Genomic DNA, 16,651 nt, shown 5'->3' with positions numbered 1-16,651 from the left:
ACTATCGCCCCTCGTCAGTCACCCGATTTACCGTGGTGATGGCAGCATCGCTTTGCAGGTTAGTTGCCTTCAGCAACAGTTCAAGATCGTCCTGATGCAGGGTTTTCAGCAGCGCCATCGACAGTGGCCCCTGAATGACACCAATACGTGCAATGCTGCGACGAACCATTTCATAACCCATCATGGCCGGGCTGGAGAGCAGCGCCGGACCCTTCGGGGTCATTACCATTTTTTCGCTGGCCTGTTCTGCTTCAATCAGGTCACCGGCATTCAGCTCCCTTAACTCGACGTCAAACTGCCTGACCATATCATCGCCCTGGCCATAGCACAGACCGTGTATCAGCTGGATTTGCATGACTTAAATTTCCCTGCATTCAATGGCATCAAAAGCCGCTGCGATATCACCCGAATCCGTTAATGTGGATTCGCCTGTACTCCAGGCATTGGCCATCAGAAACCGTTCGCCGGTATCGCTTTCAAACTCGACAGTTACATCGGTGAGATTATTGATATAAAAAAGAGAGATCCCCGGCCCCTGTGGAATGGTGCAACTGAGTTTGGCCTCCCTCGGCTTTCCCTGCCAGCCGTAGACGCGGGCACCCACCACAGGCTGGCGACTGATGCCACCCGGTGTCAGGGTGGCCCCCTCTTTGGTCGGGTATTCCTTACCGTTCAGGCGGACGTAGGCCACCCCGGTATACTGATATGGACTGGTCATCTGTTGTCCTTACAAAATAAACTGAATAGCGTGCGCGTATATTCTGAACTGATTCACCAGGTCAGGGTTGTCACGCACGTTAAGTCGGTTACGGTCATTTTCGTCACGCTCAACGATCAGCGTGGCTTTGTAGTCATCAAATCCTTCAACCAGCCCTGCCCACTCATGTTCGGTAAACAGGGCAAGCAGCTCCGTTTTAACCACTGCCGGGGTCACGATGGCTTGTCCGGGGCTGACCCGGATACCGTCGCTGGCCAGCTTATGGCGGGGGAACTTTTGTGTGATGCGGGTGCGGGTGGAATAGCGCAGATATGACAGGGTGGCGATGGTTTCCACATCAAGATAACTCGGGTCAGTATCGCCAAAGCTGTTTTCACGGTACATGGTGATAAGCCGTTCAATCTGCACCACATTGCCCGCCGCCACGCTGTAGGTTGAAATGCCGTCATAGAGCAGCACATTACGTTCATTCAACGCCCAGCGTTCACCTATGGTGGGTGGCAACAATCCGGGCAGTTGCAGGGTTTGCAAAGGTCGTGCCGGGTCAGTGCTCAGGGAAGCGACGGCTGCACCGGCTACGGTTGCGGCCCAGATATACGGGGGCTGTGGCACCAGACCGGTGCCGGTGGTCGAAAACAGGTAATCATTGCGCCGGATACCAAAGGTACTGGTGGCGGCATGGGTGCCCCTGAATCCCATAAAGCACTGACCATCAATCTGGCGCAGTGGCCCCCAGCGGTTCACCAGCTCCAGTTTGAGCAGGTCAAGGTTGGCTGTATCGGTGAACGGGTTCACCAGGTAATTCCACCATGTATCGCCAAAAGCGGCGATGGCATCAGACAGGTCAGGATTACCCACACCGCCGGTCATGACGCTACAGGTACATCCGACCCCGGCTGGCAGCATATCGCCGTCGTAATAGTTCACCCGGATATCAATATCATTGCCGGTTACGCCGCTCCACCTGGCGGTCAGCGTCACTTTGTCCTCTGCTGAAGTGGCCGTTACCGGCAGTGTTTTGAGAGCATTGACGGCGGCGGCAATTTTCCGGGCCATAGCGGTGGCAGTGTCCCCGGCCAGTGCAGTCACCCGCACAGAGGTTCCGGCTATCATCAATGCAATCTGACCTGATGTTTTGCAGGGGCCTGACAGCGTAACGGTTCCGGTTGCCCTGATGCCGTTCTCATCGTCATCAACGGCAACAGCCCACAGATCGCTGTAGGTATTGGCCTTAATAAAAGCACCGGCCATCGTGGATAACATTGACCCCCGACCAAATGCCGATTCGGCAGCACTGGCTGAGGTGATACGAAACGGCTGACCTGCCGGGACGCTGCCGGTATTGAGGCGCAGACCCAGCAGCAGCGTTTTGTGCAGCGTCTGAGGAGTACCTTTTACTGCCGCACTGTTATCAAACTCAATATAACAGAGGGGGACACGAATATTGTCCGGGATATCCTGGAATGAAATCGCCATTATTTATCGGCTCCTTTCTTTGATGTGCCAGCCGTAACTGCAACCACGTCGCCATCCTTCAGCCTGCGCAACCAGAAGCCGGTACACGGTTTCTTTTCGCCATTGACAGCCAGTGGTTCGTAAGTATCAGGGTCCCGAACTGTCAGCCCGGGGACCGGTTTGATATATAACTCAGTCATGTGGTTTATCCTGGACAGGGAGAGAAATCAGCGCCTCCTGCTCCGGTGTACCGACAGGTACAGCCCATTTCTGGTAGTGGGTGGTGTAGTCACCGATATCATCGTCATTGAGGTCAGGCGCATCCGGCAATTGCTGTGGTGCTTCAAAATACAGGCCGTAGACCGCCACGCCGCCCGCACTCTGGATATCACTCCACAGATTGCCCGCCTGAGTCAGCATAAAGCGACCTGCCGGGGCAAGGCGTCTCCCGTGTAGCCAGGCGGTCAGGCGCTCAACGATTTGATAAATACCGGGCGAATCACTGGTACGGCCATTCAGTACCTGAGCACTGATAAATATTCCCCAGGTACTGACCATCGTCTGCCGTACCGTGCCAGGACGCCCACCCAGCCAGGCGACATAAACGGCTGGGGCGGTGTTGATAATGGTTTTCACCGCGCTGTCACTCCACTGGCCCGGGTGCGTATCTACTCTGCGCAGGGTACTGGCAAACAGATGTCTGATCCCTGCAAGCAGCGCGTCAGAGATTTCAGTCGTAACAGAAGATGGGATCGTCATATCAGATAAACCCCCTGGATTTGCTGCGACTGAAGACACTGCCCGCACTGCTCATCATGGCGACATCACCACCGTCAGGCCGTTCTGCCTCCTTACTGAGGCCAAGGCTGATATCACCGGTGGCGACTTTTTCCAGCAGTCGCAACACATCTTCATTGTCTTTGGTTGCTTTTTCCGTGGCCGCACCGTCTTCGAGGGCAACGCGGGCCAGCACACACGCCACCCTGATCAGCACCTGTGGAACGGTTCTTAACGGCAGGGTTGCCCGGCTGTCGATATAGCCATCAATGGTGGCCGATGCATCATCCAGAGCGATCTGTAGTAACTGTTTCCGTGCGGTAGTAAGTTCCGCAGCATCCAGCTGGTGCCAGTCAGCAATTTTGGCATCCACCAGAGTATGCAGAGCATCCGTGCTGTAACGGCTGTACAGGTCGGTCAGGGTGGCGTAACTCATGGTTGTGAACCTCCGTCCAGTGCCTGAGTGATTTCTTCTGCCGTCAGATCGTCACCCACAATTGATCGCCAGTGTTCCAGACGGGGACTGCCGCTTTTGGTCCAGAAAATCAGCGGATCTGACTCCAGCTCTGAGCACATTACCGCCCCCAGCAGCAGCTCGGCACGGGTGGGTTTGACTGACTGTGGATCACCGGGTTTCAGAGCGTTGTCGTCTACCGCGTCAGATAACGGGGTATTACCCAGCCCCCGCGACGGCAAATCATCCGTAGCTGCCGAAATAATCGTGACAGACAGACGCGGGTCATCGGCCAGGGTCTGCCATTGCTGCGCAGTGACCGGCGGTAAAATATTGTCACCCCGGGCGAAAACAAAACCCGCCCGGCGATACCCGTCATGTGCCGTATTGACCACGCTAATGCCGACCATATCGACATATTCCATATTTGCATTCTGATTTGGCATGACATTCACTTTCCTTTGGCTGAGGTTTAAACAGGATTCACACCCTGTTTAAAGGGAGATAAAAAAACGTCCCGGGCTTACAGGTAGTCGCCCACGATCAGTTCCAGACGGCCTTTCATTTCATTGCTGACCGTGCCACCGTCGCTGTCGATAGTGAGTTCACGCTGAACATAGCGCCCTTACAGGGCGAGCGTCACGGCTCTGCCGTTCCGAGGGTGTTCATGACCGGCTCACAGCTTTATACTCTGCGGTATGTTAATTTCTCAGGAAATCATTCACATGGCCCGTAGCAAAGCCCCCAGAAAGCGTAAACCCACGCCCTCGTCCCGACGCGCTATACCCGGATATCCTAAGCGTTTTCTGGTGTCCATTCCGCCCCGGAGCGATTATGACGACCCCGACGAGTTTTTTACGACACTCCGCAGGATGCCATTCGTCACTGTGTCCACCTGGGGCCACAGTTTTTCCTCGATACACACTTCGACCCGCCTCTCGTCTGCATCATCCGCGGCTTTGAGCCGCCTGACTCACCCGACGGCGATGTCGTCCTTGAGTCCATGCCAGCCGATGTGTTTATTATCGCCACAGAATCCGGCATGCTGCCGGTGACCTTCGCTCCCTGGGATAAACACACCGACAACTGGGCCGATGACTGTGACGACTGGCACTATAATACCGGTGCCACTGCAGAGCGATAATCCGCCGCATGTATATCCCGCGCCCGGCAAAACTGCTGTTCACCACTGATGACGCCTGGAACCGGTATATGGATAAACACGGGGACACCCTCAGCCCCTGGACCGTACTCTGCGTCGAGCGCATGCTCGCCTGCGGCACTGCTGCCATGGGGGTGAAGCGATACTGCTGCGCCTCCCCGGACTGCACCCACACCCGCTTCTTCTGCCAGACCTGTAAATCAAAAGGCTGCAGCTCCTGCGGACATAAGGCCACGGAGCAGTGGATTACAGAGCAACAGCAAATTCTGCCCGACTGCGACTGGCAGCATATCACCTTCACCATGCCCCATCTGCTGTGGCCCTTTTTCAACAATAACTGGCCTCTGCTCAATGCCCTGTTCCGCGCAGCCACCCGCGCCATGCTCCGCTGGGCCAGAAAACAGGGTGTGGAAGTCGGTATCTTCTGCGCCCTGCACACCTACGGTCGCCAGCTCAACCAGCATCCCCACATTCATCTCTCCGTCACCCGCGGCGGGCTTGATATTAAACACGGCGTATGGCGCGACCTCTTCTTTAAAAAGCATGCCGTGGAGGAAATCTGGCGCGGAGCCGTCATCCGGCTGCTGCGCCACAGCTATGACCTGATTAACCCCGGCAGGCTGCCGGGGCTGGGGCATATCCACGACAAAAAACAGTGGCTGCGCTATCTGCAGGCGCAGTACGGGCGCCGCTGGAAGGTCCACTTCGCGAAGAAGACCCGGGGGGCCTGGCGGAGCGTCAAATATCTGGGCCGGTACCTGAAACGGCCCCCCGTGTCGGCGGCGAAGCTGAGGCACTACAGCGGCGGCGCGGTGGTGCACCACTATTACGACCACCGTACGCAGCAGTACCGGCAGCAGACGCTGACGCAGGAAGATATGATCGGACGTTATATCAGCCATATCCCGGCGAAGCATTTTAAGATGGTGCGTTATTACGGTTTTTTATCAAACCGTAAACGGGGTAGCCTGCTGCCGAAGGTGTATGAAGCCCTGGAGATGGAAGCGCGGAAAAAACCGGAGAAGCCCGGCTTCGCCGCGCTGATGAAAGAATTTCTGCGCACGGATCCGTACAAATGCATTCTGTGCGGCAACCGACTGCGCTTCAGCAGTGCGCAGGCCGGGAGGCACGCGTCGGAGTTGGTGGCAGAAAGACTGCATAACATCGACCGGAAACGATGGCTTCTGGCACAGACTGCGGGATAAGTGCGTCTGAAAAACAGCTTTCAGGTTAAAAACGCGCCGCAAATGCCATTTTATGACCATAACGTTCCCGATGGCACATCATTACTGCATTACAGACACTGCTGCTCATGGTCAGGAAATTTTTAAAACGATGATTCAGTTTCCTAACCATGAACGTATTGATGCCAGGATAGAAGCGATGATGGCGATAGGCGTGGACGAGATGAGCTGGGACGATTTGGATACCAGCCACTATCCGTGGCCGACGCTGGCCGAACTGCGCGATTATCGCGGTAAAGTGCGCCAGCGAGTGGAAACCTTTATTAAAGAGATGCCGCTTACTCTGCCGATTGGCTGGGACAGCCCGGCATGGGTGATCCTTATGGGGATAGAGCATGAGCGTATTCATCTGGAAACGTCCAGCGTGCTAATTCGCCAGCTGCCGCTGAAATGGGTAAAAACGCAACCACACTGGCCAGCCTGTCCTGAAGCCCGTCATGATCGTGCTCTGGTGCCCGCCAATCGACTGATTGCGGTTGAAGGCGGCCGCGTAACCCAGGGCAAAACCGACGATACCTACGGCTGGGATAACGAATACGGCACGCTGGTTAGCGAGATAAAGCCTTTTAAAGCCAGCCAGATGCTGACCAGCAATGCGGAGTATTTTGAGTTTATCGCCGCAGGCGGCTACCAGGATGATCGCTGGTGGGATGAAGAAGGAGCAGGCTGGCGCAATTTCGCCAAAACAACCCAGCCGACATTTTGGGTTGGTACGGTTAATCAGCCTGACCAGTTAAAACTGCGTCTGATGACGGAAGAAATAGCGATGCCATGGGACTGGCCGGTCGAGGTCAATCAGCTGGAAGCGGCCGCTTTTTGTCGCTGGAAAGCAGAAGAAACCGGAAAATCTGTTCAGCTACCCAGCGAAGCAGAATGGCTGCTGCTATGCGAGCAACTGCCGGGCGAACGCGATGCACAGACGCCGGGTAACATTAATCTGGCGTGGTGGGCGTCATCCTGTCCGGTGGATCGCTTTGCGCACGGTGCGTTTTTTGATGTGGTCGGCAATGTCTGGCAGTGGACTACCACGCCCATTAATGGTCTGGAAGGGTTTAAAGTACATCCTTTGTATGATGATTTTTCCACGCCGACCTTTGACGGCAAGCATACGCTGATTAAGGGTGGAAGCTGGATTTCCACCGGCAATGAAACCCTGAAATCATCACGTTATGCGTTCCGTCTGCATTTCTTCCAGCATGCGGGCTTCCGCTATGTCGTTTCCAGCCATCAGGAAACGATGTCGCTTAATCCTTATGAAACCGACAGCATGGTGTCGCAATATCTGGATTTCCAGTACGGACCGGAATACTTCGGTATCGCTAACTATGCCACCGCGCTGGTGGAGATTGCCTGCCGGATGACCGACAAACGCGGACGCGCACTGGATATCGGCTGTGCCACCGGGCGCGCCAGTTTCGAGCTGGCCCGCCACTTCGAAAAAGTGGTTGGCATGGATTACTCGGCGCGCTTTATTGACGTGGCGCTGCAGCTGACCAGCGGTGAAAATTTCCGCTATGTGACGCAGGAAGAGGGCGATTTGGTTGAGTATCGTCAGGTTCGGCTGAAGGATTTTGCACTGGGCGCAGAGCAGGCCAGCCGCATTCAATTTGTGCAGGGGGATGCCTGTAATCTGAAACCACAGCAGGATGGTTATGACCTGGTGCTGGCGGCTAACCTGATTGACCGCCTGCGCCAACCGATGCGGTTTTTGCAGGATATTACCAGCATGATCAATAGCGGTGGCATTCTGCTGCTTTCATCACCCTATACCTGGCTGGAAGCGTTCACGCCGAAAGAAAACTGGCTGGGCGGTCTGCGTGAAAACGGTGAAGCACTGACCACTTATCAGGCATTGCAACGCCTGCTGGCCACTGATTTTGAAGAGATTGCCGCACCTCAGGATGTTCCTTTTGTTATCCGTGAGACCGCGCGAAAATATCAGCATACCATGGCGCAGTTGACTATCTGGCGTAAGCGTTAATCCCCGTCAGCGGGTGCCGTCCGGCATCCGCTGTTTAATCCATAATGAGATTGCCTGTCTGATTAATTTCCTGCACATTTAACGCTCATCAATAATGAAAAGGTCAATTAAGAAAGCGATATGGTAGACAATCTGCAACCCGACGATCTCGACCGCGGTATTCTTAATGCCCTGCTGGCCAATGCGCGCACCGCCTATGCCGAGCTGGCGAAGCAGTTTAACGTCAGCCCCGGCACTATCCATGTGCGCGTGGAGAAAATGAGGCAGGCGGGCATTATTAAAGGCACGCGAGTGGAGATCGATCCCCGACAGCTTGGCTATGACGTGTGTTGTTTTATCGGCATTATTCTAAAAAGCGCCAAAGATTATCCTGCCGCGCTGGCGCGCCTTGAAAGCCTGGATGAAGTGGTGGAAGCCTATTACACCACTGGCCATTACAGCATTTTCATCAAGGTGATGTGCCGCTCAATTGATGCGCTACAGCAGGTGCTGATTAACAAGATCCAGACCATTGATGAGATCCAGTCGACAGAAACGCTGATTTCTCTACAAAATCCGATTCTGCGCACCATTAAGCCCTGAACCGTCACACATCCTGCAATCTCGCGGCGTTTCGACGACGTATTTTGCTTACCTTCAGGCGCAGTTTTCCACATTGCTTTCCCTACATTCAATAGATCTGCGGGTCAAAAATCACCGTCACCGCACCTCGATAAGTATCAGGCCGCGTTTTCAGCATGGTGTCCACATCGCGCTGGCTGACCAGAAAATCTATGCTGCCCGCTTTGTTTTCTCCATAGTTTTTCGTCGAAAATACGTTCCTCGTCAGATCGCGCTCCACCGCCAGCCGCCTTTTAGACACCACAGCCCCGGTGTTTGCATCCACAATATTGTCCGGTAAGGTGAGCAGGCTTTGTACGGGGACCACCTGCGAGGGATCGCTGTCGCTTTTCAGGCCGCAGTCTGTACCGCTCTGCTGCTCGCACTGCAGGTAAACCGTAAAGGCCCCCGAGCTGGACAGCCGGAAGTTGCTTCTGCCGGTTAGCTGCGGCGTGATGCGGGTGATCATCCAACGCTCCCAGTTGGCTTTTCCCTGCTCTTCCGTGCAGCGGGTACCCGTCGTGCAGGGTTGAAGGGACACTTTTTGATCGCTTGCTGCTGTGGTCAGCTTCAGTTCGTGGTTGACGGAGAGGGTGAAGTTAACGGTGAGGTGATTATCATTGGCCTGAAAGTTATCACCAAAGTCTATATCCCCTCCAGGGCCAACAACAAAACTTATACTTCCCTTGTAAATCCCCGCATCTAACGTTAGAGGGTTCGGGGTTTCAAGGACATAGCCGATACTTATTCCATCTACCCCATAAATGAAATTATCGCTTCCTTGTGGACGTTCAATTGTCGTTATATTGTAACAACCTTCACCAGAAACTAGTCGCCAAATCCACGTAGTCCAGGAATTGTATACCCAGCCTTCGCCAGCTGAGGTACACCCTCCCTGCGGGCGCAATGTGAAATTTCCGGTCATCCAGTTATTGGCCCCGCTGACAGTGCTCCTGTAGTTAGCGCTGAAACTACTCACCCGAAAACGTACTTTAGACGTATCACTGGTGATGATATTTGTGACTTGTATTTCTCTGAATGTGTTAGGCCATTTAAAAAAAAGGCTGTCCCTGGGTTGATCTTCTGTCGTTAAGCCCTTAGATGAGGTGAGTTCAAGATGAGTTGCTATGCTAAAAACGCCATTATCCAAACACTCCTGAGGGCGTGGTGGATTACCCGTACAGTAGCCACTCTGCGGCGTGGTATTGATAAAAGCATTATTTTCCGGGTTATCCATCGTCGGCGTAAAGCTCGCCGTAATATCCATTGTTACTGCCGTCGCCGACAGGCTTCCCATCAGCAGCAGCGAAGCCACCAGCAAACGTTTTATCAAAATCATCACCGATTTTCTCCCACCGTGGCCGCCCGGCATTTCACCGCGCTGATAAACTGCACTTTTTTACCGCTGTCCATATCAGTCGGTAGCGCGCACTGCAAACCGGGCTGCTCCTTTTCCGCCCTGACAACCAGTTTTTTGTTGCCCACGCCCGAGTCCAGCGTCAGCACGCCCTCAGGGTTGATTACGCCGCCGGAGACATCGCTGCTGACATAGCGATTTTTCAACACGTTGCCACCCTCGTCCTGCAACATTCCTACAATGGTGAGGGTCTTGACCGCTCTCACCTTAATGTACTTTACGCTTCCCCGGCGCATTTGCACGCTGTCATGCGCCGGAAAGACCTGCACGTTTTCACCGCCGCTGACGCTGAACTGCACCGTGTCTTTTTTCCACAATTCTGCCGGAACGATATTTCGTCCTGCCTTCAGCCGCGTTTCGGTCATGCTGCCGGACGCCACAACGCCCGTGTTGTTATCGTCCGCATCCACATCAACAATCAGCGCGGATTCCATACTGCGACTGTTGTTGCCATTAACCGAAGCCACCTTGCCACCACCGAATACCAGTACCTGGTTAAGGTTTCCACCGGCGGTGTTAGCGCTTCCCTGCGTATTGTGCTGTAAATAGCCATCCCCACTGATATACCGCGTATCTACGGCGGCATTACCGCTGATAACCGTGTTTGAAGCGCTGTAGGACACGCCTCCGCCCAGGGTGCGGATACCGTTATCGTTCGCAGGCTGCCACTGATAGCTCAGACTGGAGTAGCCCTGATTCTGGTTCATGCCGGTTTCGGCTGAAATAATATGGCGAGCGGCAGGAGCCAGAGAGAAACTAACCCCAAAGGAGACGCCCCTGTCGCGACCCCGGTCATCAAAACCCGGACGATCGTATCCGCTGACCCTGACGTTCATATCGCGTCCCGACAATCTCGCCAGCGTGGTGACCGCGACATCGCTGGCAAATCCCTGACGCCATGCGGTATCCATATATTGCCCAGTGGCGATAAGCGAGGTTGACCAGGGCAGCCGTAAAGACAGTGACGCCCCCCAGGTGTCCCCCTGCTGATGATTTGAGATGCGATGACCATAAATATCTGAGGTGGTCGAACGCCAGAACAGGCTGGCTGAACCGCCGCCGGTAATATTACAGTAATAGCGAATATCGGTCGCCGCGCTGGACTGATATTGCGTATTGCCCATCGTATATTGGGCAAACAGCGTATCATTCTGCGTCAATGTAATATTAGCTCGTGTTCTTAGCTGATGATCGCTCTCTGTTACCGCACCGCTGATCCCCAGAACGGCACGTGGATGTGCCAGCACATCCACACCACCACCAAACGCAAAGGGGGTAGCTTCGCGCAGGCGGGCACTGCCGGTCGCCAGGGTTCTGTATTGGCCGCTCCACAGATTCATGCGCCAGCGCCTGTCGGGATTGCTCCACCCCTGTGGCTTATAAATTTGCGCCTGTTGCGTATCAACGGTTTGTCCGTTTTCAATAATTTTGATGGTGATATCGTAAATGCCACCCGGCAACTGACGGGTATCCAGCGCCTGCACGCCAGCCTGTAGCTGCTGCGTATGGATCAGTCTTCCATCACGCCAGACTTCCGCAATTGACTGGTTTCGCCCTGTGACATAAACAGGCCAGGCACTGACGCTGTCGGTGCTTACCATAAGCGTATCCGAGGTTGCCCACATGGCTCCCGCCACCGTGTCATAGCCAAAGCCCGCAGTCTGAACGTTCCCGGTATCGCTGTCTGGCGCGAAAAAGCCCAGTCGCACAAAACTGCCCTGTAGCTCTTTTTGCGTAAACAACTCGTACAAACTTGAACTGCTGTAATGGTAGCGGCCATCTGTACCGGAAGATTGAAAGGATGCTTTCTGGCTCCAACCAGCGAATGAAGAGATAAGGGATGAGTTTATCCCCCAGCTGCGAGAGGATGCCGTATTGGTGGCCGACAGGTCGTTATACATAATCACGCCGCCCGGCGTGTTATCCGGCATACTGATATAAGCACCTTTGATTTTTGAAGTTTCATAGTGTGTGGTGTAAAGCCGCAGTACGGAGTTATTGAGCCGGTACTCCACGTCCATCAGGCCGGAGGGACAGCTTTTCGTACATTTCCCGATGGAAACCCCCTGACGCAGTACATGGGTCCACAGCGTGCGGGTTGCAGGATCGATCTCCTGCTGTTCATCAATGGTGCGCAACAGAGCAACATCACCACTTTCTTTAAGCGATACCGCAGCATCAAACAGATGCGCATCATTGAGATAAACCTGAACAATCAGCTCAGAGTCGTAAAAATAGCGTTTAAAATCGGCAGGTAAACCACGTATATTGGCGGCCAGCGTTGTCTCCGCCGCGGGAGCCAAAGAGGTCATCAGCGGTAATAAAGTTAAAACCAGCAGGCTTTTTTTCATAAAAAAAGCCGCCACAATGCAGCAGCGGCCTCCAACAGGTTACGGGATCAGTGTTATCAGCTTTACGGCGCCGCTACTACCGGCTCAAAAATCAGCCCAACGCTTCCGGTGAAAGAACCATTGACGTTTAGCTCCCCCTTTCCAGCCTGAGCAATCCTCAGCGCGGTTCGACCGCCGGCTTTGGCTGCATCTGCGGCTACAACCTGCGTAGCAGCATTACCAAGGAGTTGGTTATTGAACGTTACCGCCAGCGGAATCACGTCTGTTCCATTAGATAACTGCGGGTTTCCATCGCTATTAAGATTGCCGGTAAGCTGCGCCTGAATTGCCCCTGCAGTATTTTTATACTGGAACTGTCTCTCGAATATCTCGAGCCTGTTGGTTGCAATGTCGTATCCCATTTCCTGGGTCTGGTTAATCCAGCCACTCTCCACCGGAATAACCTGGAAGTTGTCAGCTGGAACGCTTGCCGTTAAATTGATGGTATAACTCTGGCTATCGGCAGCATGAGCGACCGAGGCACCCAATACGACACAGGAAAAAATGGCTGTAGCCAGTGATTTATTCAGTAAAGAAAAGTGATGCTTCATATAAATGAATCCTTAAAGTTAAAGTTAATAAACAATTATTTAAGCTGAAGACTATCTACTTAAATTTAAGCTATTAATAGTTCAACACCCGCTTATCGTTTCCTTCAATAAGGGTGAAATTGGTTTTATATCCAGACTTTTTATCAATTTTTTTATTTCGGCCCGGCAGGACAAATTCACGCGTGATACTTCCGCAATCAGTATTTGCCATTCTACACTGCCGGATATTATCCAGTGATACGGTGGCACTACCATTATTATGAATAGTAATAACGTCAGAATTATTATTTTCAATTACTGTATTAAATAATGGTTTTTCCGGCTGAATAATCACCACCGAACCATAGCCGGTAAGCACATTAAGACCGGCATGAAGCGTATTTTTTTGATAATCATTAATAGTATTTTTATCCAGGCCAAAATTGTCATCCGCCTCTGGCATAACAGGGGTAAATCGAACACGGAAATATTTCTCTTTATCACGTTCGCCGGGCCAAAGAATACGTACGGACTGGAACCCTGCGGGAGGAATAATCAGGCGCTGTGGCGTGACAATAAGCCGGTCCTGTTCCAGTTTGTTACCGGTGACCTCTTTTTGCGGCCTTTCCTCCGGCCTGTCTTTGTCACCGGGATGTATTTCAAGCAGTTCGACGCGAACAAATGCTGTTGAATCACCCGTATTATAAATACGTTTAGTGAGACTCTGCATGCCAGGCGTAAGAACATCATACATGCTACCAATACCAATTATCGGTGTTGCAATGGCAGGCAAACTGCTCATCAGTGCTGAACATAATACGCCGATACTAATTAACATTTTTTTAAGATAATTCATATAATTTCTCATCGTTTTATCTCTTTCCAATCATGAAAATGATGGACCTGAGATAACTGTGTAATTGGATAGTACGAATAAACTCATAATCCTTTACCTGGATGAAAAACAGCATGTTATTTTCACAGAATGTTTTCTGAGCTTAAATATCAGAACAGTACCAATTTAAATAAATTAAGCTATTATGTTATAAATCGAAAATTTAACTAACCTACAAATAAGAATGAGTCATTAATATACTTTATCGACATAATGCCCTTATAATCTCAAAAGGTCAATAACCTCCAAAAACACCTTTAATTAATGTTAAAAAAATTAATAGTGGAGTCGTTCAAAAAAGAAAAATACAACTTACTATTATTAATGATAAAAAAAGATACAATACCCGTTTCAGAAAATGATAAAAAAACAATCTTTAAACATATTTTTCACCTTAGTCGTTTAACATTGGTTTATTCGTAGTTTCCAGATATCTTTATTTTATACTCAAAATATCTTAATTTGGGGCAAAACAGACCTGACATTATTTTTAAACTTACCGTTTCATTATTAGTCAGTGCTTCACCGTATGTTTCCCACGGCACATTTTTTATGGGGTGCGTTACAGAGCACCGTTAGGTGGGACAACCTCACCGAACATAGCGCCCTTACAGGGCGAGCGTCACGGCTCTGCCGTTCCGAGGGTGTTCATGACCGGCTCACAGCTTTATACTCTGCGGTATGTTAATTTCTCAGGAAATCATTCACATGGCCCGTAGCAAAGCCCCCAGAAAGCGTAAACCCACGCCCTCGTCCCGACGCGCTATACCCGGATATCCTAAGCGTTTTCTGGTGTCCATTCCGCCCCGGAGCGATTATGACGACCCCGACGAGTTTTTTTACGACACTCCGCAGGATGCCATTCGTCACTGTGTCCACCTGGGGCCACAGTTTTTCCTCGATACACACTTCGACCCGCCTCTCGTCTGCATCATCCGCGGCTTTGAGCCGCCTGACTCACCCGACGGCGATGTCGTCCTTGAGTCCATGCCAGCCGATGTGTTTATTATCGCCACAGAATCCGGCATGCTGCCGGTGACCTTCGCTCCCTGGGATAAACACACCGACAACTGGGCCGATGACTGTGACGACTGGCACTATAATACCGGTGCCACTGCAGAGCGATAATCCGCCGCATGTATATCCCGCGCCCGGCAAAACTGCTGTTCACCACTGATGACGCCTGGAACCGGTATATGGATAAACACGGGGACACCCTCAGCCCCTGGACCGTACTCTGCGTCGAGCGCATGCTCGCCTGCGGCACTGCTGCCATGGGGGTGAAGCGATACTGCTGCGCCTCCCCGGACTGCACCCACACCCGCTTCTTCTGCCAGACCTGTAAATCAAAAGGCTGCAGCTCCTGCGGACATAAGGCCACGGAGCAGTGGATTACAGAGCAACAGCAAATTCTGCCCGACTGCGACTGGCAGCATATCACCTTCACCATGCCCCATCTGCTGTGGCCCTTTTTCAACAATAACTGGCCTCTGCTCAATGCCCTGTTCCGCGCAGCCACCCGCGCCATGCTCCGCTGGGCCAGAAAACAGGGTGTGGAAGTCGGTATCTTCTGCGCCCTGCACACCTACGGTCGCCAGCTCAACCAGCATCCCCACATTCATCTCTCCGTCACCCGCGGCGGGCTTGATATTAAACACGGCGTATGGCGCGACCTCTTCTTTAAAAAGCATGCCGTGGAGGAAATCTGGCGCGGAGCCGTCATCCGGCTGCTGCGCCACAGCTATGACCTGATTAACCCCGGCAGGCTGCCGGGGCTGGGGCATATCCACGACAAAAAACAGTGGCTGCGCTATCTGCAGGCGCAGTACGGGCGCCGCTGGAAGGTCCACTTCGCGAAGAAGACCCGGGGGGCCTGGCGGAGCGTCAAATATCTGGGCCGGTACCTGAAACGGCCCCCCGTGTCGGCGGCGAAGCTGAGGCACTACAGCGGCGGCGCGGTGGTGCACCACTATTACGACCACCGTACGCAGCAGTACCGGCAGCAGACGCTGACGCAGGAAGATATGATCGGACGTTATATCAGCCATATCCCGGCGAAGCATTTTAAGATGGTGCGTTATTACGGTTTTTTATCAAACCGTAAACGGGGTAGCCTGCTGCCGAAGGTGTATGAAGCCCTGGAGATGGAAGCGCGGAAAAAACCGGAGAAGCCCGGCTTCGCCGCGCTGATGAAAGAATTTCTGCGCACGGATCCGTACAAATGCATTCTGTGCGGCAACCGACTGCGCTTCAGCAGTGCGCAGGCCGGGAGGCACGCGTCGGAGTTGGTGGCAGAAAGACTGCATAACATCGACCGGAAACGATGGCTTCTGGCACAGACTGCGGGATAAGTGCGTCTGAAAAACAGCTTTCAGGTTAAAAACGCGCCGCAAATGCCATTTTATGACCATAACGTTCCCGATGGCACATCATTACTGCATTACAGACACTGCTGCTCATGGTCAGGAAATTTTTAAAACGATGATTCAGTTTCCTAACCATGAACCACTGGGCAAGGTGAACACGCGAAACGACCGACTCAATGCGTTCCGGGCCACAATGGCAAAATACCCCGAACGCTACACAGAACAGGCCGAAGTCAGGCTGGCTGACGCAGACGGACTGGATCAGGTTTTACAGGACTTTTATCAACGCCACCGCAAACGGCGCTGCGCGGTGATGGTGGTTAACGGCGCGCTGACTTTACAGGTCGCCCGCGCAATGAAACGTATCGGTCTGGACTGGGGCAGGCAGATTGGCCTGCTGGGTTTTGACGAGCTGGCATGGGCCGAACTGGCTGGCGTTGGCATTACCACGTTGCAACAGCCCACCTGGCAAATTGGCTATAGCGCCCTTGAGAAGGTCATCGAGCGCATTAATGGTGATATCACCCCAGCAAAACAGCAGGTTTTCTCCGGTAAGCTAATCATTCGCGGCTCTACCCGTTTTCCATCCTGATTCACTGGCGTCGCACGACGCCCTCTTCAACTGAGTATTCCTGTTACTTCGTAAGCGAAATCATAAAAAA

16 protein-coding genes and 2 pseudogenes are annotated in these 16,651 nt (G+C 52.8%); 7 read left to right on the top strand and 11 right to left on the bottom strand.

The genetic code is table 11. From position 1 onward, the window contains the following. Position 1: 1 nt before the first annotated feature. From LU633_RS00160 to LU633_RS00130, 7 genes are read right to left on the bottom strand one after another with little or no spacing between them, the layout of a single operon-like run. The gene (locus LU633_RS00160) at positions 2 to 355 is read right to left on the bottom strand and encodes a phage tail assembly protein (protein ID WP_016191776.1); all 354 of its coding nucleotides are present in this window, start codon (positions 353 to 355) and stop codon (positions 2 to 4) included. A 3-nt stretch (positions 356 to 358) separates the two neighbouring features. Further along, positions 359 to 718, bottom strand: coding sequence for a phage tail tube protein (locus tag LU633_RS00155; protein ID WP_016191775.1), 360 nt, complete (start codon positions 716 to 718; stop codon positions 359 to 361). 9 nt (positions 719 to 727) lie between these two features. Next, positions 728 to 2,194, bottom strand: a complete 1,467-nt coding sequence (locus tag LU633_RS00150; RefSeq protein WP_016191774.1) for a phage tail sheath subtilisin-like domain-containing protein — start codon at positions 2,192 to 2,194, stop codon at positions 728 to 730. Beyond that, a complete protein-coding gene (locus LU633_RS00145; RefSeq protein ID WP_016191773.1) occupies positions 2,194 to 2,373 on the bottom strand; it encodes a DUF2635 domain-containing protein in 180 nt (59 codons plus the stop codon). Before LU633_RS00145 ends, LU633_RS00150 begins: the two co-directional genes overlap by 1 nt. Then, positions 2,366 to 2,932, bottom strand: a complete 567-nt coding sequence (locus tag LU633_RS00140; protein WP_016191772.1) for a DUF1834 family protein — start codon at positions 2,930 to 2,932, stop codon at positions 2,366 to 2,368. The genes LU633_RS00145 and LU633_RS00140 overlap by 8 nt, the downstream gene beginning before the upstream one ends. 1 nt (position 2,933) lies before the next feature. Continuing rightward, the gene (locus LU633_RS00135; protein ID WP_016191771.1) at positions 2,934 to 3,386 is read right to left on the bottom strand and encodes a gp436 family protein; all 453 of its coding nucleotides are present in this window, start codon (positions 3,384 to 3,386) and stop codon (positions 2,934 to 2,936) included. After that, positions 3,383 to 3,850, bottom strand: coding sequence for an HI1506-related protein (locus LU633_RS00130; protein WP_016191770.1), 468 nt, complete (start codon positions 3,848 to 3,850; stop codon positions 3,383 to 3,385). The genes LU633_RS00135 and LU633_RS00130 overlap by 4 nt, the downstream gene beginning before the upstream one ends. 557 nt (positions 3,851 to 4,407) lie before the next feature. Here LU633_RS00130 and LU633_RS00125 point away from each other — a divergent pair. The 4 genes and pseudogenes from LU633_RS00125 (at position 4,408) to asnC (ending at position 8,373) form a co-directional block, all read left to right on the top strand. Then, positions 4,408 to 4,548, top strand: coding sequence for a hypothetical protein (locus tag LU633_RS00125; RefSeq protein WP_161796965.1), 141 nt, complete (start codon positions 4,408 to 4,410; stop codon positions 4,546 to 4,548). Positions 4,549 to 4,556: 8 nt separating this feature from the next. Next, positions 4,557 to 5,771: an IS91 family transposase gene (locus LU633_RS00120; protein ID WP_046371879.1), complete on the top strand. Its 1,215-nt coding sequence runs from the start codon at positions 4,557 to 4,559 to the stop codon at positions 5,769 to 5,771. Positions 5,772 to 5,925: 154 nt separating this feature from the next. Continuing rightward, positions 5,926 to 7,791: pseudogene (gene ovoA, locus LU633_RS00115) on the top strand (5-histidylcysteine sulfoxide synthase); the annotation flags it as partial. A gap of 120 nt (positions 7,792 to 7,911) precedes the next feature. Further along, positions 7,912 to 8,373, top strand: a complete 462-nt coding sequence (gene asnC / locus LU633_RS00110) for a transcriptional regulator AsnC (protein ID WP_016192443.1) — start codon at positions 7,912 to 7,914, stop codon at positions 8,371 to 8,373. Positions 8,374 to 8,461: 88 nt separating this feature from the next. On the opposite strand, the gene LU633_RS00105 is transcribed toward asnC, so the two are convergent. The 4 genes from LU633_RS00105 to LU633_RS00090 all read right to left on the bottom strand — a co-directional run bounded on the left by LU633_RS00105 (position 8,462) and on the right by LU633_RS00090 (position 13,584). Next, positions 8,462 to 9,730 (bottom strand): hypothetical protein, encoded by a 1,269-nt coding sequence (locus LU633_RS00105; protein WP_040465776.1) that lies wholly within the window; start codon positions 9,728 to 9,730, stop codon positions 8,462 to 8,464. After that, the gene (locus LU633_RS00100; RefSeq protein ID WP_051124405.1) at positions 9,730 to 12,159 is read right to left on the bottom strand and encodes a TcfC E-set like domain-containing protein; all 2,430 of its coding nucleotides are present in this window, start codon (positions 12,157 to 12,159) and stop codon (positions 9,730 to 9,732) included. The genes LU633_RS00105 and LU633_RS00100 overlap by 1 nt, the downstream gene beginning before the upstream one ends. Before the next feature lie 62 nt (positions 12,160 to 12,221). Beyond that, positions 12,222 to 12,749, bottom strand: coding sequence for a CS1 type fimbrial major subunit (locus LU633_RS00095; RefSeq protein WP_016192441.1), 528 nt, complete (start codon positions 12,747 to 12,749; stop codon positions 12,222 to 12,224). A gap of 73 nt (positions 12,750 to 12,822) precedes the next feature. Continuing rightward, positions 12,823 to 13,584: a hypothetical protein gene (locus LU633_RS00090; protein ID WP_040465790.1), complete on the bottom strand. Its 762-nt coding sequence runs from the start codon at positions 13,582 to 13,584 to the stop codon at positions 12,823 to 12,825. Positions 13,585 to 14,415: 831 nt separating this feature from the next. Between LU633_RS00090 and LU633_RS00085 the strand changes: the two genes are divergently transcribed. The 3 genes and pseudogenes from LU633_RS00085 to LU633_RS00075 form a co-directional block, all read left to right on the top strand. Then, on the top strand, positions 14,416 to 14,751 hold the full coding sequence (locus LU633_RS00085) for a hypothetical protein (RefSeq protein ID WP_052734695.1): 336 nt from the start codon (positions 14,416 to 14,418) through the stop codon (positions 14,749 to 14,751). 8 nt (positions 14,752 to 14,759) lie between these two features. Next, on the top strand, positions 14,760 to 15,974 hold the full coding sequence (locus LU633_RS00080) for an IS91 family transposase (RefSeq protein WP_046371879.1): 1,215 nt from the start codon (positions 14,760 to 14,762) through the stop codon (positions 15,972 to 15,974). A 151-nt stretch (positions 15,975 to 16,125) separates the two neighbouring features. Next, a pseudogene (locus tag LU633_RS00075) lies at positions 16,126 to 16,581 on the top strand (substrate-binding domain-containing protein); the annotation flags it as partial. Positions 16,582 to 16,651 lie beyond the last annotated feature (70 nt).

Origin of the sequence: Erwinia tracheiphila (assembly GCF_021365465.1) — a bacterium.
GTDB lineage: Bacteria > Pseudomonadota > Gammaproteobacteria > Enterobacterales > Enterobacteriaceae > Erwinia > Erwinia tracheiphila.
The sequence above is the reverse complement of the archived record's forward strand: the minus strand, read 5'-3'. Positions and strand labels throughout refer to the sequence as shown.

Coding starts and splice junctions, on each gene's coding strand:
- LU633_RS00130 (WP_016191770.1), bottom strand. CDS start 3,850: ATGCCAAATCAGAATGCAAATATGGAATATGTCGATATGGTCGGCATT.
- LU633_RS00155 (WP_016191775.1), bottom strand. CDS start 718: ATGACCAGTCCATATCAGTATACCGGGGTGGCCTACGTCCGCCTGAAC.
- LU633_RS00150 (WP_016191774.1), bottom strand. CDS start 2,194: ATGGCGATTTCATTCCAGGATATCCCGGACAATATTCGTGTCCCCCTC.
- LU633_RS00105 (WP_040465776.1), bottom strand. CDS start 9,730: ATGATTTTGATAAAACGTTTGCTGGTGGCTTCGCTGCTGCTGATGGGA.
- LU633_RS00140 (WP_016191772.1), bottom strand. CDS start 2,932: ATGACGATCCCATCTTCTGTTACGACTGAAATCTCTGACGCGCTGCTT.
- LU633_RS00090 (WP_040465790.1), bottom strand. CDS start 13,584: ATGAATTATCTTAAAAAAATGTTAATTAGTATCGGCGTATTATGTTCA.
- LU633_RS00100 (WP_051124405.1), bottom strand. CDS start 12,159: ATGAAAAAAAGCCTGCTGGTTTTAACTTTATTACCGCTGATGACCTCT.
- LU633_RS00135 (WP_016191771.1), bottom strand. CDS start 3,386: ATGAGTTACGCCACCCTGACCGACCTGTACAGCCGTTACAGCACGGAT.
- LU633_RS00120 (WP_046371879.1), top strand. CDS start 4,557: ATGTATATCCCGCGCCCGGCAAAACTGCTGTTCACCACTGATGACGCC.
- asnC (WP_016192443.1), top strand. CDS start 7,912: ATGGTAGACAATCTGCAACCCGACGATCTCGACCGCGGTATTCTTAAT.
- LU633_RS00080 (WP_046371879.1), top strand. CDS start 14,760: ATGTATATCCCGCGCCCGGCAAAACTGCTGTTCACCACTGATGACGCC.
- LU633_RS00145 (WP_016191773.1), bottom strand. CDS start 2,373: ATGACTGAGTTATATATCAAACCGGTCCCCGGGCTGACAGTTCGGGAC.
- LU633_RS00160 (WP_016191776.1), bottom strand. CDS start 355: ATGCAAATCCAGCTGATACACGGTCTGTGCTATGGCCAGGGCGATGAT.
- LU633_RS00125 (WP_161796965.1), top strand. CDS start 4,408: ATGCCAGCCGATGTGTTTATTATCGCCACAGAATCCGGCATGCTGCCG.
- LU633_RS00095 (WP_016192441.1), bottom strand. CDS start 12,749: ATGAAGCATCACTTTTCTTTACTGAATAAATCACTGGCTACAGCCATT.